This window comes from Acinetobacter sp. CIP 51.11 (genome assembly GCF_000369665.1).
Taxonomy (GTDB): Bacteria; Pseudomonadota; Gammaproteobacteria; order Pseudomonadales; family Moraxellaceae; genus Acinetobacter; species Acinetobacter lwoffii_S.
Map to the genome: position 1 here is coordinate 1,796,565 of NZ_KB850129.1, position 16,537 is coordinate 1,813,101.

Below are 16,537 nucleotides of genomic sequence, written 5' to 3' on the forward strand. Positions count from 1 at the left end.
AAATTCTACCAATTTTGGCTCTCTCCCAATTGCTGCCCTACAAATTCATAACGTATCGTGGAACGTGAAAATTTAATCGGACAAGCCAGTTGTGCTTCGGTCTGCTGACTGTTGGATTTGAGTGGCACCTGTACAACCCATCCCCGCTGCTGGGCCAGATCAGAATACAAAGCTTCTTCAAGTCTGAGCACCGGTTCGACACAGACATCCAGCGCTGCAAACAGCATTTGCCATTCAGCTAATGACTTGGTCTTGATTTTATTCTGAATCGCTTGTTTTACCGCAGCATGATCTTCAGCGGTATAAGAGGCGCCTTTTTCCAGAAGAATCGGCAGCTCTAAAGCCTGTGCCAGCCCCTGCATAAATTGTGGTTCCAGACTACCAATTGACAAATAACGCCCATCCTGGGTTTCATAATAGTCGTAAAAAGTCCCGCCATTCAGATATCCGGCTTCCGGTCGCTGATGCTGATTGCCGGCCAGACTGGCAGAAGCCGCCAGATTGCTCATCGTCACCACACAATCGGTCATGGAAATATCAATATATTGTCCTTTGCCACTTTGTTGGCGTTCAATCACCGCAGCCAGAATCGCAATCACAGCATGCATGGAACCACCCGCAACATCGGCAACCTGAATTCCCAAGGCAGGTGGACCATTTTCAATCCGGCCACTGTGTCCGGCAATTCCGGATAAAGCCAGATAATTAATGTCGTGCCCTGCCTTATCTTTATATGTGCCAGTTTGGCCATAACCGGTAATGGAACAGTAAATCAATTTTGGATTAATTTCGCTTAAGGTTTGATAATCTAAGCCTAGACGTTGCATCACCCCAGGACGGAATTGCTCAATCACAATGTCATAATCTGCAATCTTGGATTTGACCAGTTCGATATTTGCAGGATCTTTCAAATCCAGTGCAACCGATTGCTTGTTTCGATTCAGATAACTCTGTGAAGTGGCTTGTCCATTGGCAAAGGGTGGCATTAATCGCAACAGGTCCGGTCGGGTCGGTGATTCAATATGCACAACTTCTGCACCTAAATCAGCAAGATATAATGTGGCAAACGGGCCGGGTAAAAGTGTAGAAAAATCTAGGATTTTCAATCCTTTTAATACATATGACATTGGAGTATTTGCTCTACTTATATTGCTTTTTTCAGCATCTTAGGCACATAAATGCATAAAAACAATGTCATGTTCAGCCATTTACCTTGATAGTTTCGGCAATCTAATATGTAAGAAAATGGCAAAGGTATTCTTGTAAATTGCCATTGCTTTATTATTTTTCGTCATTTAGGTCAATTATTAGTGAACATTAAAGAGACTGAAGGATTAAACATGAGTCGTGATACGATCAGTATCCACTTCGTCAATGCAGCCTTATCTGGCGTTAAGCGTCTGGGCATGGATGTCGATACTTTATTGTCTCACGTCGGGATTGAAGCAGAATTGCTGCATCAGCCCAAAGCGCGTATTTCGCCTGAACAATATACCCGCTTTATTAAAATGTTGTGGATGGTAACCCAGGACGAGCATGTCGGCTTTGACAAACAGCAACGCCGTCTGGGTACGTTTGCGATCATGTGCCAGCTGATCATTCATGCCAAAACTCTGGGTGATGCACTGGAACTGTCTTCCCAGTTCTACAAACTCTTTGGTGATGACTGGTCGGTGACCCTGGAACGCGACAAACACGAAGCACGTCTGGTTCCGCTGATTCCAAATGCGATGGATCCGGATCATTTCATTACTGAAAGCATGCTGATGATCTGGCATGGCTTGGCGTCTTGGCTCATTGAGCGTCGCCTGCCACTGGAACGCGTGCATTTTAGCTACCCTCGTCCAGACCATGCCGATGAATATGATGCCTTATTCTTTGCGCCGGTAATGCAGTTCGATATGCCACGCACCGAGATCACTTTTGCTGCGGATTATCTGGATTTGCCAATTCGCCAGAATGAAGAAACTCTGGAAGAATTTTTGAAAGCAGCGCCGGCCCAACTGCTGGTGAAATTCAAAAATACCAACTCACTGACTTCACGTATTCGTGATGTGCTGAAGAGCCAGATTGGCGAAGAAATGCCAACATTAAACGATGTCGCGTCGATGCTTTATCTATCACCGCAAACCTTGCGCCGCCGTCTGGCAGCCGAAGGCAAAAGCTATCAAGGCGTAAAAGATGCCTTGCGCCGTGATGCAGCAATTCACCTGTTACTTAATCCGGATCTGACCCTTGAAGATGTCGCACAACAGGTCGGTTTCAGTGAAACCAGTACTTTCCACCGTGCCTTCAAGAAATGGACCGGTGTAACCCCGGGTCTGTATCGTCAGTTGCATGGCTATCATTAATCAAGTGGTGCCGCAAAAGAGCATTTAATAATAAAACCAGTTCTCTCCGCCTAAGCCTTAGCTTAGGCTTTTTTATAGCTAAAATTGGCTAAATCGCTCAAATGATCTGACCCGTTCTCGTCATTGCACTTCAAAAATTAAGTATTACACTCGAGTCATTAGAATAATTTTCATCAAATCAATAAAAGGGACATGCTATGAGCGAGGCATATATTATTGACGCCATTCGTACGCCACGCGGAAAAGGCAAAAAAGATGGATCTTTACATCAGGTAAAACCCATTTCATTACTGACTGGCTTACTCAACGAACTTCAGGCTCGTCATCAGTTTGACACCGCAAAAGTAGATGATATCGTGCTCGGTTGTGTCACCCCAATTGGTGATCAGGGCGCCAATATTGCCAAAACGGCTGCCATCGCTGCTGGTTGGGATAATGATGTAGCGGGTGTGCAAATTAACCGTTTTTGTGCTTCCGGTCTGGAAGCTGTCAATCTAGCCGCACAAAAAGTCCGCTCTGGCTGGGAATATCTGGTTGTGGCAGGTGGAGTCGAATCCATGTCCCGCGTGCCGATGGGTTCTGACGGTGGTCCTTGGGCACTGGACCCTGAGACCAATATGGCCTGTGACTTTATTCCACAAGGTATTGGTGCAGATTTGATTGCCACGATTGACGGTTATACGCGTTCTGATGTAGATCAATTTGCCGAACAATCACAACAGAAAGCAGCTGCCGCTCAAGCCAATGGTTATTTCAATGCATCCGTGATCCCGGTAAAAGACAAAGCCGGTGTGGTGATTCTGGACAAAGATGAATTTATCAAACCGACAACGACCGCAGAAGGCTTGGGCAAACTCAATCCAAGTTTCGCCACTATGGGGCAAATGGGCTTTGATGCAATTGCCCTGCAAAAATATCCTGAAGTCGGTGCTATCAATCATGTGCATCATGCCGGGAATTCTTCAGGCATTGTCGATGGTGCGGCTGTGGTTTTGATCGCATCGGAACAAGCGGTAAAAGAACAAGGTCTGAAGCCACGAGCCAAAGTACTGGCCACGGCACTGGTCGGTGCAGATCCAACCATCATGCTGACCGGCCCTGCCCCGGCTGCTCGTAAGGCCTTGGCTAAGGCGGGTTTAACCATTGATGATATTGACCTGTTTGAAGTCAATGAAGCTTTTGCTGCCGTGGTGATGCGCTTTATCAATGAAATGAAGATTGATCCTGCCAAGGTGAATGTCAACGGCGGTGCAATTGCCATGGGACATCCACTCGGTGCGACTGGTGCGATGATTTTAGGGACATTACTGGACGAGTTAGAACGCCAGGGCAAAAAACGTGGACTAGCTACACTTTGCGTGGGTGGCGGTATGGGCATCGCAACCATTATTGAACTGGTATAAGGAGAAAAATAATGAGCGCAATTCAATATCAAAAAAATGAAGATAATATTGTTATTTTAACGTTTGATTCTCCAAACCAGTCTGCCAATACCATGAATGCCGACTTTCGTACGGCACTAGATGAAGTCGTTGTCCAGTTACAAGCAGATGAAGATATTGCCGGGATTATTTTCCGTTCAGCGAAAAAAACTTTCTTTGCTGGCGGCGATCTGGATGAACTGATTCAAGCCACTCCTGAGCATGCAACTGAATTCTTCAATATGATTGAAGAGATGAAAGCCAAACTACGCTATATCGAAACTCGCGGTATTCCTGTGGTTGCTGCACTGAATGGCACGGCGCTTGGCGGTGGCTGGGAAATTGCCCTGTGTGCCCATCATCGTATTGCCCTGAATGACCCTAAAAGCAAATTTGGCCTGCCTGAAGTCACACTGGGTTTATTACCAGGTGGCGGTGGTATCGTCCGTAGCGTCCGCCTGCTCGGTCTGCAAAATGCCTTTCCATTGTTGATGGAAGGCAAACAGTTTGGAGTCGATAAAGCCGTATCTCTAGGGTTGATTCATGAGGTCGCTGACAGTACCGATGAATTGCTGAAAAAGGCCATTGCCTGGATCAAAGCCAATCAAAAATCTCAGCAGCCATTCGATGTAAAAGGCTATAAAATTCCGGGTGGTAGCCCTTCGACACCAGCAGTTGCCCAGATGCTGGCAATTGCTCCGGCGATGCTGCGCGATAAAACCAAAGGCTGTTATCCTGCGCCTGAAGCGATCATGTCGGCTGCGGTAGAAGGTGCACAGGTCGATGTCGATACTGCCCTGACCATTGAATCGCGTTACTTTACTTATTTGGCGACCAGTCAAATTTCTAAAAATATGATTGGCACTTTCTGGCATGGTCTGAATGCAATCAAGTCCGGTGCCAGTCGCCCTCAAGATATTGAAAAGTGGAAAGCCACTAAAGTCGGTATTTTAGGTGCAGGCATGATGGGTGCTGGGATCGCCTATGCCACTGCCAGCACAGGCATTCCAGTAGTTCTGAAAGATATTTCATTAGAAGCGGCTGAAAAAGGCAAATCCTATAGCCAGAAACTGCTGGATAAAAAAGTCGCTCAAGGGCGTTTATCAGCCGAGAAACGAGATCAGTTTTTAAGCTTGATTCAAACAACTGCATCGAATGAAGATCTAGCGGGTTGTGACCTGATCATTGAAGCCGTCTTTGAAAATCCCGCGCTCAAGGCTCAAGTCACGCAAGAGGCAGAGCAATATCTTGCCAGCAACGGCGTAATGGCTTCGAATACCTCGACCCTGCCGATCACAGAATTAGCCCAGGCTTCAAAAAATGATCAGAACTTTATCGGCCTGCATTTCTTCAGTCCGGTCGATAAAATGCAGCTAGTGGAAATTATCAAAGGTAAAAATACCTCGCCAGAAACGCTGGCCAAAGCTTTCGATTTCGTGCAGCAAATTGGCAAATTACCGATTGTGGTGAATGACAGCCGTGGTTTCTTTACTAGCCGCGTGTTTGGTACCTTTGTGCAGGAAGGTTTACGCCTGCTGGCAGAAGGTGTACATCCGGCGCGAATTGAAATGGCTGCACTCAAAGCCGGTATGCCGATGGGTCCGTTGGCGATTCAGGATGAAGTGTCCTTGACCTTGTCTGAACATGTGGCCAATGAAAGATATAAAGCTTTAGAAGCACAAGGTCAGACCATCACTAAATCACCTGCGGATGAGGTGATTCACAGCATGATTCACGAATTTAACCGTAAAGGTAAGGCTGCCGGCCAAGGTTTTTATGATTATCCGGCCGATGCCAAAAAGCAGCTCTGGTCTGGTCTCAGCTACTGGAAAAAAGACAACGATATTTCTGAACAGGAAATGATTGACCGCTTCCTGTTTGTACAGGCACTGGATACGGTTCGCTGTCTAGAAGAAGGTGTTTTGGAATCCGTGGTCGATGCCAATGTGGGTTCCATTTTTGGTATTGGCTTTGCCGCCTGGACGGGCGGTGCAGTACAATTCCTGAATCAGTATGGTTTAGCCAAAGCCGTGACCCGTGCCAAAGTACTTGAAAATAAATATGGCGAACGCTTCAAAGCCCCACAACTCCTCAAAGATCGCGCAGCACACGCCCAGCCGATTCAATAACTTAGGCACTTAAATAAAAGAGGAACGTGTTTCCTCTTTTTTATCTTCTGGATTTGCTTAATGCACTGGATAGACTCATCTGATGACAGATTTCGATCTGCTTTTTGATCAATTTATGTTATAAAGTTACATAAGTTTGATATCCACGTGGGTAAGACCTATGACTGATCACAGTTCACCTGAAAAATCTCCTTGGGGCTGGAAAGCACTTATCATCTTTTGTATTTTAGGTGGATTATTCATGCTTATTTTTTGGCTCGCGATAAGTAATGAACCGGATTACATGCCAAGCCAGCAAAATAAACAAACTACCCAGCAACACGCTTTTAAAAATGCACCGACGATGTCTCCAGAAGCCATTGCCAAAGCGCAAGCAGATCGTGAAGCACGTGAAGCTGCCAATACTGCTCATCCAGGTACGACAGCCGCTGAACACAATATGTCAGCTGAAGAACATGCCAATATGGATAATGCCGAGCACAGCTCAAATGCAGCACATGGCCACTGATCCAGATTCAGTCTATGCATAAAAAAGCGAGGTCAATGCCTCGCTTTTTCGTATTTGAATGGCTGAAAATTAAAGCTTTAAATACATATCAATATGCGGAATTCCACAATCCAGATATTCATCACCTTGAGCTTCGAATCCCAGCGCTTGATAGAAGCCAATGGCGTGCACTTGCGAAGACAGCTTTACCAACTTACGCTGCTCTGCACGCGCATAGTCAATCACGGCCTGCATCAAGCGCTGACCAACACCTAAACCGCGTGCTGTGGTTAGGACTGCAACCCGACCGATACTGTTATTTGACAATAAGCGTGCTGTAGCAATCGCCTGATCCTGCTGAAAAACAATGAAATGTACAGCAACCGCATCTTCAACATCCCACTCATCTTCAGCTGCAATATGCTGTTCTTGAATAAACACGGCTTCACGAATCGCTTTGGCATACACTGCCAAATCTTTCCAGCTGCCGGACACTATTTTAAGTTCTGGACTATTTAGCATTTAGAACCAATTCCCTTCTGATCCCACTGGTCATTAAGCAACAATTCCAGTGAATGTTTCTGGATCCCATACATCTCTTTTAAGGCCTGAATTTGTGCCAGAACTGACTGATCAGGTTGTTGATAGTCTTTACGTTTTGTCGCCAGAATCATTTTATTTTTACTGGTATGTTCCAGCGCCACAAATTCAAAAACTTTGGTTTCATAACCATAAGCTTTGAGTAGTAAAGCACGTATGGTATCAGTCAGCATTTCGGCCTGCTGCCCCGCATGAATACCGAACTGCAACATCGGACTCAGGACTTTCGGTGTTTGTAACTGTGGACGTAACTCCTTATGACAACACGGCGCGCACATGATCATCTGTGCATTCAGGCGAATCCCGCTATGAATCGCAAAATCTGTTGCTACATCACAGGCATGCAAGGCAATCATCACATCCAGACGTTCTGGCGCATAAGTACGCACATCCCCCTGGAAAAAGTCCAGCTGATCAAAACCGGATTGCTGCGCGACATTCTGGCAGAATTCAACCATTTTCGGATTAAGCTCTACCCCGGTGACATACGGCGTTTGACCATGTTTTTGCATATAGTCATATAAAGCACAGGTCAGATAGCCCTTACCCGAACCAAAATCCACCACGCGCAGGCCTTCAGCCTGTGGCTTAATCTGTGCCAATGCACCTGAGAAGATTTCTACAAACTTATTAATCTGCTTCCATTTACGCGCCATGCTCGGAATGATTTGCGCTTTTTGATCGGTAATACCGAGATATTGGAGAAAGATGCTGTCCTGATCGACATAACGTTGTTTAATCCGGTCATGGCCTTGTTCAGCAGGCTTCACCTGATTCATCGTGGCTTTATGTTTGCTACGCGTTAACATAGCTTTTTTCTTGTTTTTTTTCAGCTGTAATTCTTCATCTACTGTCATCAGATTGGCCTGTTTGCAACACGCCAGTAGTGAAGTAACCTGGAATAATGCTTCATCTAAAGGATAATTTTTCGTGACATCCTGCGTCTTGTAACGATATAGACAGCTCAATACGCGCTGTTCATTTAATGTAATGACTCGCAAGGTCATTTTCTCTAAATCCTGCAGTTCACCTTTATACTGGCTTAAGATCAGGCGATCGAATTGATTCCTTTCAACAGCTTGCTGAAAGGTATCCAAGAATTGCTGTTCCTGATCTGAGAGAGTTGCCAACGTTGACATAGATAAAACCTGAAATGAATTGCGCATCAAGTTTAAATCTTCTTAACCTAAAAGCAAAATTGAATTACTATACAAGTGTATATTTGAAAAAGAATGACAATCATGCAGAATGCTCCACTGGTTCCAGATTATGATCAAAATGAGGAACGGATTAACTATATTAGTCATGGTGTAGGTGCCGGACTATCTATTATTGCCGGTATTCTTTTGATTATTAAAGGGTCTTACCTAAGTACTGGACAATGGATTGGTCTTTGGGTTTATGCGCTGAGCATGATTCTGCTGTTTTCTGCTTCTATGCTCTACCACATGGCCACTGCAGCAGACCGCCGTTATTTTTATAAAAAAGTCGATCATACTGCGATTTATTATTTAATCGCCGGAACCTATACCCCTTTCCTGTCGATTGCCATTCCGACCACCAAAGCCCAGTATTTATTGATTGCGCTGTGGGTGATTGCCCTTCTTGGTACACTTTTCAAGTTCGTTTTCATTCATCGTTTCCAGAAACTTTCTTTGGCGGCTTATCTGGCCATGGGCTGGCTGGCGCTGCTGGTGATTGATGATATGCAGCAATATTTAAGTGCTCAATCTTTAACCTTTCTCATCATTGGTGGACTCGCTTATACCGTGGGTGCATTGTTTTACGCTTTAAAAAGAGTAAGATATACCCACGCTATCTGGCACATATTTGTATTGATAGGCGCAGGATCACATTTTCTGTCTATCTATCTTTACGTGATTTAATCATCTCCTTTTTCATTTCAGTGACCCTGAGCGAGTTGAAGCGAGAAGATTGCAGTTGTTTTTTTAAAAAATTACGCCTTTTTTAAAAAGATTACGCTTTTAAAACTAAGTTTTTTTATTTTTAGTAAGTGTAAGGTTTTCCATGGCGTCGTCTAATTCTGCTGCTCAGCCAGCACAAAATTCAAAATTTCGCGTTTTAACAGCGAGCTTGGTAGGCACCACAATCGAGTTCTTCGATTTTTATATTTATGCCACCGCTGCTGTCATTATTTTTCCGTATCTGTTCTTCCCTACCAGTACAGATCCGATGACCGCAACCATTCAGTCTCTTGCGACTTTTGCCATTGCCTTTATTGCCCGTCCGATTGGTGCAGCATTATTTGGTCATTTAGGTGACCGGATCGGACGAAAAGCCACCTTGGTTGCAGCTTTGCTGACTATGGGGATTTCAACCGTTGCGATTGGTCTATTGCCAACTTATGCGCAAATCGGAATTGCTGCGCCACTGTTACTTGCACTGTGCCGTTTAGGTCAGGGCTTGGGTCTGGGTGGTGAATGGTCAGGTGCGGTACTTCTTGCAACTGAAAATGCCCCGGAAGGCAAACGTGCCTGGTATGGCATGTTCCCGCAACTGGGTGCTCCGATCGGCTTTATTCTGGCAACAGGTTCTTTTCTGACGCTTGGCGCTTTCATGTCTGAAGCTGACTTTATGGCTTGGGGCTGGCGTATTCCGTTTATCTCAAGTGCCTTGTTGGTAATTGTCGGTTTATGGATCCGTTTAAAACTGCATGAAACGCCTGCTTTCCAGAAAGTGCTGGATAAACAAAAAGAAGTAAATGTTCCTTTTGTTCAAGTGTTCAAAAAGCACTCTCGTATGCTAGTTCTGGGTACGATTGCTGCAATCTGTACATTTGTTGTGTTCTACCTTACTACGGTATTTGCATTGCAATGGGGAACAAAACAACTCGGTTATTCTCGTGAAGAATTCCTGCAATTGCAATTAGTTGCAACCCTGTGTTTTGCTGCATTCATCCCGCTTTCAGCAGTATTGGCAGAGAAATTTGGCCGTAAGACTACTTCCATTGCGGTATGTGTCATTTCTGCGATCTTCGGTATCTTCTTTGCAGATATGCTTGAATCTGGCAGCACCTTGGTGGTGTTCCTGTTCTTGTGTATTGGTCTGGCGATTATGGGCTTAACTTATGGGCCAATCGGTACTGTATTGTCTGAAATCTTCCCGACTTCAGTACGTTACACGGGTTCTGCATTGACCTTTAACTTGGCAGGCATTTTCGGCGCATCATTTGCACCGTTAATCGCAACCAAGCTGGCAACAGCCTATGGTTTATCTGCAGTCGGTTATTATCTGACCGCAGCATCTATCCTGTCACTTGTCGCGTTTTTGCTGATTCGTGAAACCAAGAATGATGATGTAAATAATCAGATCTAAGATTTTAGATTGATTCAAAAGCCAGCACTTGATGCTGGCTTTTTTTATGATTTCACAACAAAACTCGGCTACTTATCTCGTTAAATTTGCTCAACAATCAAATAAACTCAATTTAAAAAAATGAGGCAAGGCCATGCAGGATCTTATTGAATACCTATCGCAGGAGCAGTTGGTCAATATCATTATTTTGCTGGAAGATGATAAAAAATTAGAAGCTGTTCGCTATATCACCGAGAATACGCCCTTGGATGAAGCTCAGGCACTGCAAGTGATTGATGAAATTGTGCGGGAACATGATGTGGTCATGAAGCATGAAAGTACCGGTCCACGCTTTAGTGATGATGCCGCTGATATCGACCTGGTGACACCACCACTGGAAATCCCCACCCATCCTAGTTTGAGCACATCCACAGAAGCTGAAATTACTGCACAGCAATTACGTGAAAATGTGCCAACCCGAAAAATTGAAAAGAAAATCTGGATGATGGCGGCCGTCGCAGTGGTCTTGCTGATTCTGGTCTGGATCATCAGTTAACGCGGTACAGCACGTCGACTGAATTTAAATCAGTTCAATAATATCAATGGTAGGCGGCACCCGGAAACGGAAAGGCACGCCGACCAAGCCGGTACCGACAGTAACGAACACATCTGCATGTTCATGGCGGTACATGCCCTTTTTATGTCCCAAAATTGAAACCTTTTTCATGACGTAATTAGTTAGCCAAGGCAGCTCTACCTGTCCGCCATGAGTATGCCCGGACAGCATCAGAGGGCGCGTCGGCAGTTTGGGAATCATATCGACCGTATCCGGGTTATGCGAAAGAATGACCCAAGGCTTGTCCTGAGGCAAGTCTGGCAAACTGCGCATATCGGCTTTTCCAGCCCAGAGATCACCCACGCCCAAAAGTCGGAATTCATCAAATTCGACAATTTGACCTTCGATATCCATGACCTGATTGACTTGCAGTGCATAGTGCAACAGTTCGCGAATCGGCGGTCCGGGATATTGCTCGTCATGGTTACCATTGACTGAATAGACCGGAGCGTGAATCTCTTTTAAAACTGCCAATTCCTGTGCCAGTTTATTTTCTGGCTCGTAAGTCCAGTCGCCAGCAACCACCACCAAATCAGGTTGAATATGATTTAATTTGTGTACAATTTGTCGCAACTGACGCTCATGACCCGAAAACAGACCGATATGCAAATCTGCAATCAGGGCGATTTTCACCGGCTGCTTTAAACGTTTATCTGCATTGATCTGATATTGTGTCGTTTTCACTTGAATTAAATGCGGCTCGATAAAGCGTGCATAAGTCAAAACCCCACTGAGCAAAAATACAAAAATGGCTTCATGCAGAGAATAATACCCCGTCCATCCAGCATAAATACTGAAGAAAACCAAAGGGATTAATAAATAGGCAAGATAAAACGCCAGCAAATGACCAAAAGCTTTAAAGGGATGAATGGTTTCGGTACGTGATTGGCTCGACCATGCCTGAGCCACAGCCCAGATGGCTAAAATCGCCATTCCCAGATAAAAATAAAACAGTACGGAATTCGAATCCCACATAAATTGGCCTTATTCAGTCGAGCAGCAGATTACTGGCTTTATATTTATCTTTTCATAGCTGGCAATTATACTCAATTCTAATTTTTCATTCTTCGACTTATATGGCCACTGCTCCCCGCGATCAAGTTCACCTTCAATCCTCAAGTTTTATACGCACTCATCGCTATAAAGCCGGCATTTTACTGAGCTGTAGCCTGGTTCTGGGTCTACCTGCATGTAGCACCTTACCCAAGCAAACCGAACAGCCAAGCCAGATGGCATTTGAAACGGATACCTCGCAAACCAGCCTGGCACAAATTGTTGAACCTTTACGTGATCAGAACATCGGGTTGACTGGTTATCGCGTGCTGTATGATCCGCTTGAAGCACTGGCTGCTCGGATTCAGCTGATTAATAAAGCGGAACGCAGTCTGGATCTGCAATATTACATCTGGGATAACGACCGAATCGGTGCCCTCGCTCTGCATGCGATTATTCAGGCAGCAGATCGTGGCGTAAAAGTGCGCCTGTTGATGGATGACAATAATGCCAAGAAAATGGAAGGGATTTATCTGGCCTTAAACCAGCATCAAAATATCGATGTCAAACTGTATAACCCCTATCGCTTCCGTAAATACCGTGCCATGGACATAGTGCTGGATTTAAAGCGCATTAACCGCCGCATGCATAATAAAAGCTTTATTGCCGATAACCAGATTGCCTTGATTGGCGGGCGCAATATGAGTAACCAGTATTATAATGTCAGTGAAAGCTATCAGTTCTCTGATGTCGATGTGATGCTGGTCGGTGCGGCATCGGATGAAATCATTCATTCCTTCGATGAATACTGGAATGATGATTATGCCTATCCGGTGCAAGAGGTTGTGAATCCACGGCATCATGCTTTACGTTTTCCAAGCTTAAAACAACAGCTAGAAACCCATAGTCAGGAGCCAGCGACTCAAAATTATCTGGATCTGGCTAATCGTTCCAGAGCCTTTGACCAATGGCTGGAACAAAACATTCAGCTGGATTGGGTTGAAGCCGAAGTAGTCAAAGATCCACCGAGCAAAATCAAGGCCAAAGCCAAAACCGAAGAACATCTCAATTTCCAGTTATTACAGCGTCTGGAAAAACCTGAACAAAGTGTCGATATTGTCTCTGCCTATTTTGTTCCGGAAAAAATTGGTGCAGACCGTTTAAAGAAACTGGCGAATGAGAATATCAAGGTTCGCGTCCTGACCAACTCTTTTAAGGCCAACGACGTTGCCGTGGTGCATGCCTTTTATGCCAAATATCGTCAGGATCTATTGGAAAATGGGGTGCAGCTGTATGAGTTCTTGGCAGCGCCAGAAGCTAATCACCTAAATGCCAATACTGAGGAAATTTCGAAAAAAGCTAAAGTCAGCCTGAAAGGACTGAGCCGTTCCAGCCTGCATGCCAAACTGATGGCACTGGATCAAAAACAGGTGTTTATTGGTTCTTTTAACTTTGATCCGCGTTCAGCCTATTTGAATACTGAAATTGGCGTGTTGCTGAACAGTCCGTCTTTGGCACGTGCAGTACACGACACCATGGACAAAAATTTAAGCAAATATGCGTATAAACTGGTGCTGGATGCGAATCAGAACATTAACTGGAAAATCAAGAAAGCCAATGGTGACGTTCAAACGTTTACCAAAGAACCAAAAATGAAATGGTATCAGAAAGCTGGACTTAAACTGGTGTCGTGGCTGCCTATTGAAGGCTTTATGTAAGTTTGATTCTTTGAACAGCAATCCTAAAAAGTTTCTTATGGAATAATGGCGTCAATTAACGAGTTTAGAAAAAACTCCTTAATTATTTTCAGTGAACAACAGCATCTTTTCATTTTAAATTAAACGATTATAGTCTATATGCTACTTTTGTTTCGGCAAAAGTAGCCAAAACCATTTGTCACCCGCAAAACTCGTCCACTATGATCAACGATCAGATTCATCGCAAAAACAATCATTTTTTAATATCGTCCTGCCTCAGACAGTTGCGGGTGACGTTTCCACGTATCCTCTATAATCCATGTATAAAAAAATTAAAGTCGATCAATTTACAAACTAACTCGGATTATCTTATTGAGGCTTTTTTAATACCCGTGACTGAAGTTCAACCAAACCTGTCTGCATTTTTTCCTGAACCACACGGGTCAGGCTTTCAACCGTATGCCCTTCCGTGGCAATTGCAGGTAAAGCCACTAAATGTGCAATGACTTGCGGCATTTCCAGTACTTTTTTGACATGGGCAGCAAAACTGATGTCATTGACAAACGGTGCAACCATATCCAGTTCGCCCTGCTGATTCACATAACAAATCAGACAGATTTGTACAGGACGCTGCGCTTCAATCGCGGCGCCTAAAATCCGGCCATGTACTTTTTTGATGGCTCGTCCATCAGAAGTCGTCGCTTCAGGAAAGAACAGCACCGGAATATTCTGTTTGAGAAAATCGGTAATTTGTTCACGGATCCTGACGGAATCTCCTGAACCCCGTTTAATAAATAAGGTACCCCCACCCTTGGCCAATTTGCCTAGAATCGGCCAGTTCTCGATTTCTGCTTTCGCCAGAAAAAATACGCGCGCTCCGGAACCCAGAACGGCAATATCCAGCCAAGACACATGATTACTGACCCATAAGGCGGGTTCACGTGGAATCTCGCCATGCACCTGCACTTCGATATTGAATACTTTGCATAACTGACGGCAAAAATGTTGCACATAGCGGGTATTGGTCGGGTTATTCGGATTTTTATATAAGCCATGACGAAAAACCAAGTAAAACCCTTCACTAATGGTAGCCAATGAGGCAGTAATTTTCCGGCTATACAGAAAAAACTTGGCCAAGCCTTCGATATCTGGAGTCTGGTTTTGTACAGTTGAGTTCATAAAAACGTCATTAAATCCTAAGCGAGATACAGGGAATATCCACGAATTAAACTCATTCTATACTGTTCATTCGCAACTTGCATTGATAATAAAAATCGACCAATAACATCTATATCTTCAATTTTAATTGGATTAAAAAATCATTCAAACTAAAACTATCGAAATATTAGATTGAAAAGGATCGTAGCCATGCCAGATCAAACCCAGCCCGCGAACGACACACCTCAGCCTTTACAAATGCTCAAATATATTTTGGGCGGCACCTTCATCTATGCCGTGGTACTGGTAACACTTGCACAACTGTTTATCAGCGCACTTTAAACCAAAGCGGCGCTAATTCAGTATCTGCACAGCCCTTTTTCAACTACACTAAAGTTTTCAAGTGGAGATTGGCCTGAGTGGAATATTTACAACAACATCGAGGGAAAGAGCGCGTCATTCTGGTGAGTGTCAGCGTACAAATGCTGGATGACCTTGATGCTGAAGAGTTTCGTTTGCTGGCTCAGTCTGCAGATGCTGAAATTCTGGAACATATTTATGCTCAGCGGGTGAAACCCGATGCCAAATTTTTTATCGGCTCCGGCAAGGCAGAAGAAATCGCTGAACGTGTTGAAGAACTGGAGGCCAATTTAGTCATTTTTGACCATGCCCTGACCCCAGCCCAAGCCCGTAATCTGGAACAGGTGATTAAATGCCGCGTGGTCGATCGTACCGAACTGATTCTGGATATTTTTGCCCAGCGTGCCCGTACTTATGAAGGTAAGCTGCAAGTCGAACTGGCACAGCTACAACATTTATCTTCGCGTTTAATTCGTAGTCGTGGCAATCTCGACAGCCAGAAAGGCGGGATTGGTTTACGCGGCCCGGGTGAAACCCTGCTGGAAACAGACCGCCGTTTGCTGCGTATCCGTATGGGACAACTCAAGGCACGCATTGATAAAGTCCGCCAGACCCGGATGCAAGGCCGTGTTGCTCGTCAAAAAGCTGCTGTGCCGACGGTATCTTTGGTCGGTTATACCAATGCCGGCAAGTCGACCCTGTTTAATTTACTCGCCAACAGCGATGTCTATGCAGCCGATCAGCTGTTTGCAACCTTGGACCCTACTTTACGGCGTCTGGAATGGGATGGGATTGGCAATCTGGTGCTGGCCGATACGGTAGGTTTTGTCCGTAACCTTTCCCATTCGCTGGTTGAATCCTTTAAAGCAACTTTGGAGGAAACCGTAGAAGCCACGCTGTTACTGCATGTCATTGATTCAAGCAGCCCAGAAATGCTGGAGCAGATTGAAGCTGTAGAAAAAGTGCTGAAAGAAATTGGTGCAGATGTGCCGATCTTGCAGGTTTACAATAAAATTGACTGTAGCGGTGAAGAAGCCAAAATTATTTATCGACGTCCAGGTGAACCGGAACGGGTCTATGTTTCGGCACATAGTGGCGAAGGTATCGACCTGCTGCGTAAAGCGGTACATGAGTCCTTGATGGGGCAACTACAGTCCTTCGATTTAATCCTGAAACCTGCCTACGGCAAGCTGCGTAACCAGCTCTATGGTCTGAATGTGATTCAGTCTGAACATTATGATGATGAAGGCCAACTGCATCTGCACATTCGAATTGCGCCACAAAAACTGGAACAATTGATTAAACAGGCGCATTTACCCTTGGATGAAATTCTGGGCAAACAGGCGCAGCAGTTTCAACGTCCACTGGAAGCGTTTGAAATCCAGTCAAAGATCGAGTAAAACTTGATAA

General features: G+C 44.8%; 15 protein-coding genes. 10 read left to right on the plus strand and 5 right to left on the minus strand.

From position 1 onward, the window contains the following. Positions 1-5 precede the first annotated feature (5 nt). Entirely contained in the window at positions 6-1,127 is a 1,122-nt protein-coding gene (locus F894_RS12295; RefSeq protein ID WP_005247988.1) for a CaiB/BaiF CoA transferase family protein, read from the minus strand. A gap of 213 nt (positions 1,128-1,340) precedes the next feature. On the opposite strand from F894_RS12295, the gene F894_RS12300 reads away from it, so the two are divergent. The 4 genes from F894_RS12300 to F894_RS12315 all read left to right on the plus strand — a co-directional run bounded on the left by F894_RS12300 (position 1,341) and on the right by F894_RS12315 (position 6,409). Continuing rightward, positions 1,341-2,351, plus strand: a complete 1,011-nt coding sequence (locus F894_RS12300; RefSeq protein ID WP_004645946.1) for an AraC family transcriptional regulator — start codon at positions 1,341-1,343, stop codon at positions 2,349-2,351. Between the two features lie 197 nt (positions 2,352-2,548). Next, entirely contained in the window at positions 2,549-3,754 is a 1,206-nt protein-coding gene (locus F894_RS12305; protein WP_005247991.1) for an acetyl-CoA C-acetyltransferase, read from the plus strand. An 11-nt stretch (positions 3,755-3,765) separates the two neighbouring features. After that, the gene (locus F894_RS12310) at positions 3,766-5,901 is read left to right on the plus strand and encodes a 3-hydroxyacyl-CoA dehydrogenase NAD-binding domain-containing protein (protein ID WP_005247993.1); all 2,136 of its coding nucleotides are present in this window, start codon (positions 3,766-3,768) and stop codon (positions 5,899-5,901) included. Between the two features lie 160 nt (positions 5,902-6,061). Then, the gene (locus tag F894_RS12315; RefSeq protein WP_005106128.1) at positions 6,062-6,409 is read left to right on the plus strand and encodes a hypothetical protein; all 348 of its coding nucleotides are present in this window, start codon (positions 6,062-6,064) and stop codon (positions 6,407-6,409) included. Between the two features lie 69 nt (positions 6,410-6,478). Here F894_RS12315 and F894_RS12320 read toward each other — a convergent pair whose 3' ends face one another. Further along, complete coding sequence (locus F894_RS12320) at positions 6,479-6,910, minus strand: GNAT family N-acetyltransferase (protein ID WP_005106126.1); 432 nt, start codon at positions 6,908-6,910, stop codon at positions 6,479-6,481. Continuing rightward, positions 6,904-8,127 carry a class I SAM-dependent methyltransferase gene (locus tag F894_RS12325; RefSeq protein ID WP_005247995.1) on the minus strand — a complete coding sequence of 408 codons (1,224 nt, stop codon included), beginning with the start codon at positions 8,125-8,127 and terminating at the stop codon, positions 6,904-6,906. The genes F894_RS12320 and F894_RS12325 overlap by 7 nt, the downstream gene beginning before the upstream one ends. A gap of 102 nt (positions 8,128-8,229) precedes the next feature. On the opposite strand from F894_RS12325, the gene trhA reads away from it, so the two are divergent. The 3 genes from trhA to F894_RS12340 all read left to right on the plus strand — a co-directional run bounded on the left by trhA (position 8,230) and on the right by F894_RS12340 (position 10,859). Further along, positions 8,230-8,874, plus strand: a complete 645-nt coding sequence (gene trhA / locus F894_RS12330) for a PAQR family membrane homeostasis protein TrhA (RefSeq protein ID WP_005247998.1) — start codon at positions 8,230-8,232, stop codon at positions 8,872-8,874. 142 nt (positions 8,875-9,016) lie between these two features. Further along, positions 9,017-10,324: an MFS transporter gene (locus tag F894_RS12335; RefSeq protein WP_004281697.1), complete on the plus strand. Its 1,308-nt coding sequence runs from the start codon at positions 9,017-9,019 to the stop codon at positions 10,322-10,324. A gap of 133 nt (positions 10,325-10,457) precedes the next feature. After that, the gene (locus F894_RS12340; protein ID WP_004281696.1) at positions 10,458-10,859 is read left to right on the plus strand and encodes a hypothetical protein; all 402 of its coding nucleotides are present in this window, start codon (positions 10,458-10,460) and stop codon (positions 10,857-10,859) included. Positions 10,860-10,883: 24 nt separating this feature from the next. On the opposite strand, the gene F894_RS12345 is transcribed toward F894_RS12340, so the two are convergent. Continuing rightward, positions 10,884-11,894, minus strand: coding sequence for a metallophosphoesterase (locus F894_RS12345; RefSeq protein ID WP_004281695.1), 1,011 nt, complete (start codon positions 11,892-11,894; stop codon positions 10,884-10,886). 101 nt (positions 11,895-11,995) lie between these two features. Between F894_RS12345 and F894_RS12350 the strand changes: the two genes are divergently transcribed. Continuing rightward, positions 11,996-13,630 carry a phospholipase D family protein gene (locus tag F894_RS12350; RefSeq protein WP_005248000.1) on the plus strand — a complete coding sequence of 545 codons (1,635 nt, stop codon included), beginning with the start codon at positions 11,996-11,998 and terminating at the stop codon, positions 13,628-13,630. Between the two features lie 348 nt (positions 13,631-13,978). Here F894_RS12350 and F894_RS12355 read toward each other — a convergent pair whose 3' ends face one another. Further along, entirely contained in the window at positions 13,979-14,788 is an 810-nt protein-coding gene (locus tag F894_RS12355; RefSeq protein ID WP_004732180.1) for a lysophospholipid acyltransferase family protein, read from the minus strand. 189 nt (positions 14,789-14,977) lie between these two features. Here F894_RS12355 and F894_RS15385 point away from each other — a divergent pair, with 189 nt between their 5' ends. Together F894_RS15385 and hflX are read left to right on the plus strand one after the other, a co-directional pair. Beyond that, positions 14,978-15,109: a hypothetical protein gene (locus F894_RS15385; RefSeq protein ID WP_005248002.1), complete on the plus strand. Its 132-nt coding sequence runs from the start codon at positions 14,978-14,980 to the stop codon at positions 15,107-15,109. A 77-nt stretch (positions 15,110-15,186) separates the two neighbouring features. Beyond that, positions 15,187-16,527 (plus strand): ribosome rescue GTPase HflX, encoded by a 1,341-nt coding sequence (gene hflX / locus F894_RS12360; protein WP_004732184.1) that lies wholly within the window; start codon positions 15,187-15,189, stop codon positions 16,525-16,527. Positions 16,528-16,537: the final 10 nt, after the last annotated feature.

Excerpts from the sequence above, each read along its gene's own strand:
- F894_RS12295 (WP_005247988.1), bottom strand. The coding sequence starts at position 1,127 with ATGTCATATGTATTAAAAGGATTGAAAATCCTAGATTTTTCTACACTT.
- F894_RS12300 (WP_004645946.1), top strand. The coding sequence starts at position 1,341 with ATGAGTCGTGATACGATCAGTATCCACTTCGTCAATGCAGCCTTATCT.
- F894_RS12305 (WP_005247991.1), top strand. The coding sequence starts at position 2,549 with ATGAGCGAGGCATATATTATTGACGCCATTCGTACGCCACGCGGAAAA.
- F894_RS12310 (WP_005247993.1), top strand. The coding sequence starts at position 3,766 with ATGAGCGCAATTCAATATCAAAAAAATGAAGATAATATTGTTATTTTA.
- F894_RS12315 (WP_005106128.1), top strand. The coding sequence starts at position 6,062 with ATGACTGATCACAGTTCACCTGAAAAATCTCCTTGGGGCTGGAAAGCA.
- F894_RS12320 (WP_005106126.1), bottom strand. The coding sequence starts at position 6,910 with ATGCTAAATAGTCCAGAACTTAAAATAGTGTCCGGCAGCTGGAAAGAT.
- F894_RS12325 (WP_005247995.1), bottom strand. The coding sequence starts at position 8,127 with ATGTCAACGTTGGCAACTCTCTCAGATCAGGAACAGCAATTCTTGGAT.
- trhA (WP_005247998.1), top strand. The coding sequence starts at position 8,230 with ATGCAGAATGCTCCACTGGTTCCAGATTATGATCAAAATGAGGAACGG.
- F894_RS12335 (WP_004281697.1), top strand. The coding sequence starts at position 9,017 with ATGGCGTCGTCTAATTCTGCTGCTCAGCCAGCACAAAATTCAAAATTT.
- F894_RS12340 (WP_004281696.1), top strand. The coding sequence starts at position 10,458 with ATGCAGGATCTTATTGAATACCTATCGCAGGAGCAGTTGGTCAATATC.
- F894_RS12345 (WP_004281695.1), bottom strand. The coding sequence starts at position 11,894 with ATGTGGGATTCGAATTCCGTACTGTTTTATTTTTATCTGGGAATGGCG.
- F894_RS12350 (WP_005248000.1), top strand. The coding sequence starts at position 11,996 with ATGGCCACTGCTCCCCGCGATCAAGTTCACCTTCAATCCTCAAGTTTT.
- F894_RS12355 (WP_004732180.1), bottom strand. The coding sequence starts at position 14,788 with ATGAACTCAACTGTACAAAACCAGACTCCAGATATCGAAGGCTTGGCC.
- F894_RS15385 (WP_005248002.1), top strand. The coding sequence starts at position 14,978 with ATGCCAGATCAAACCCAGCCCGCGAACGACACACCTCAGCCTTTACAA.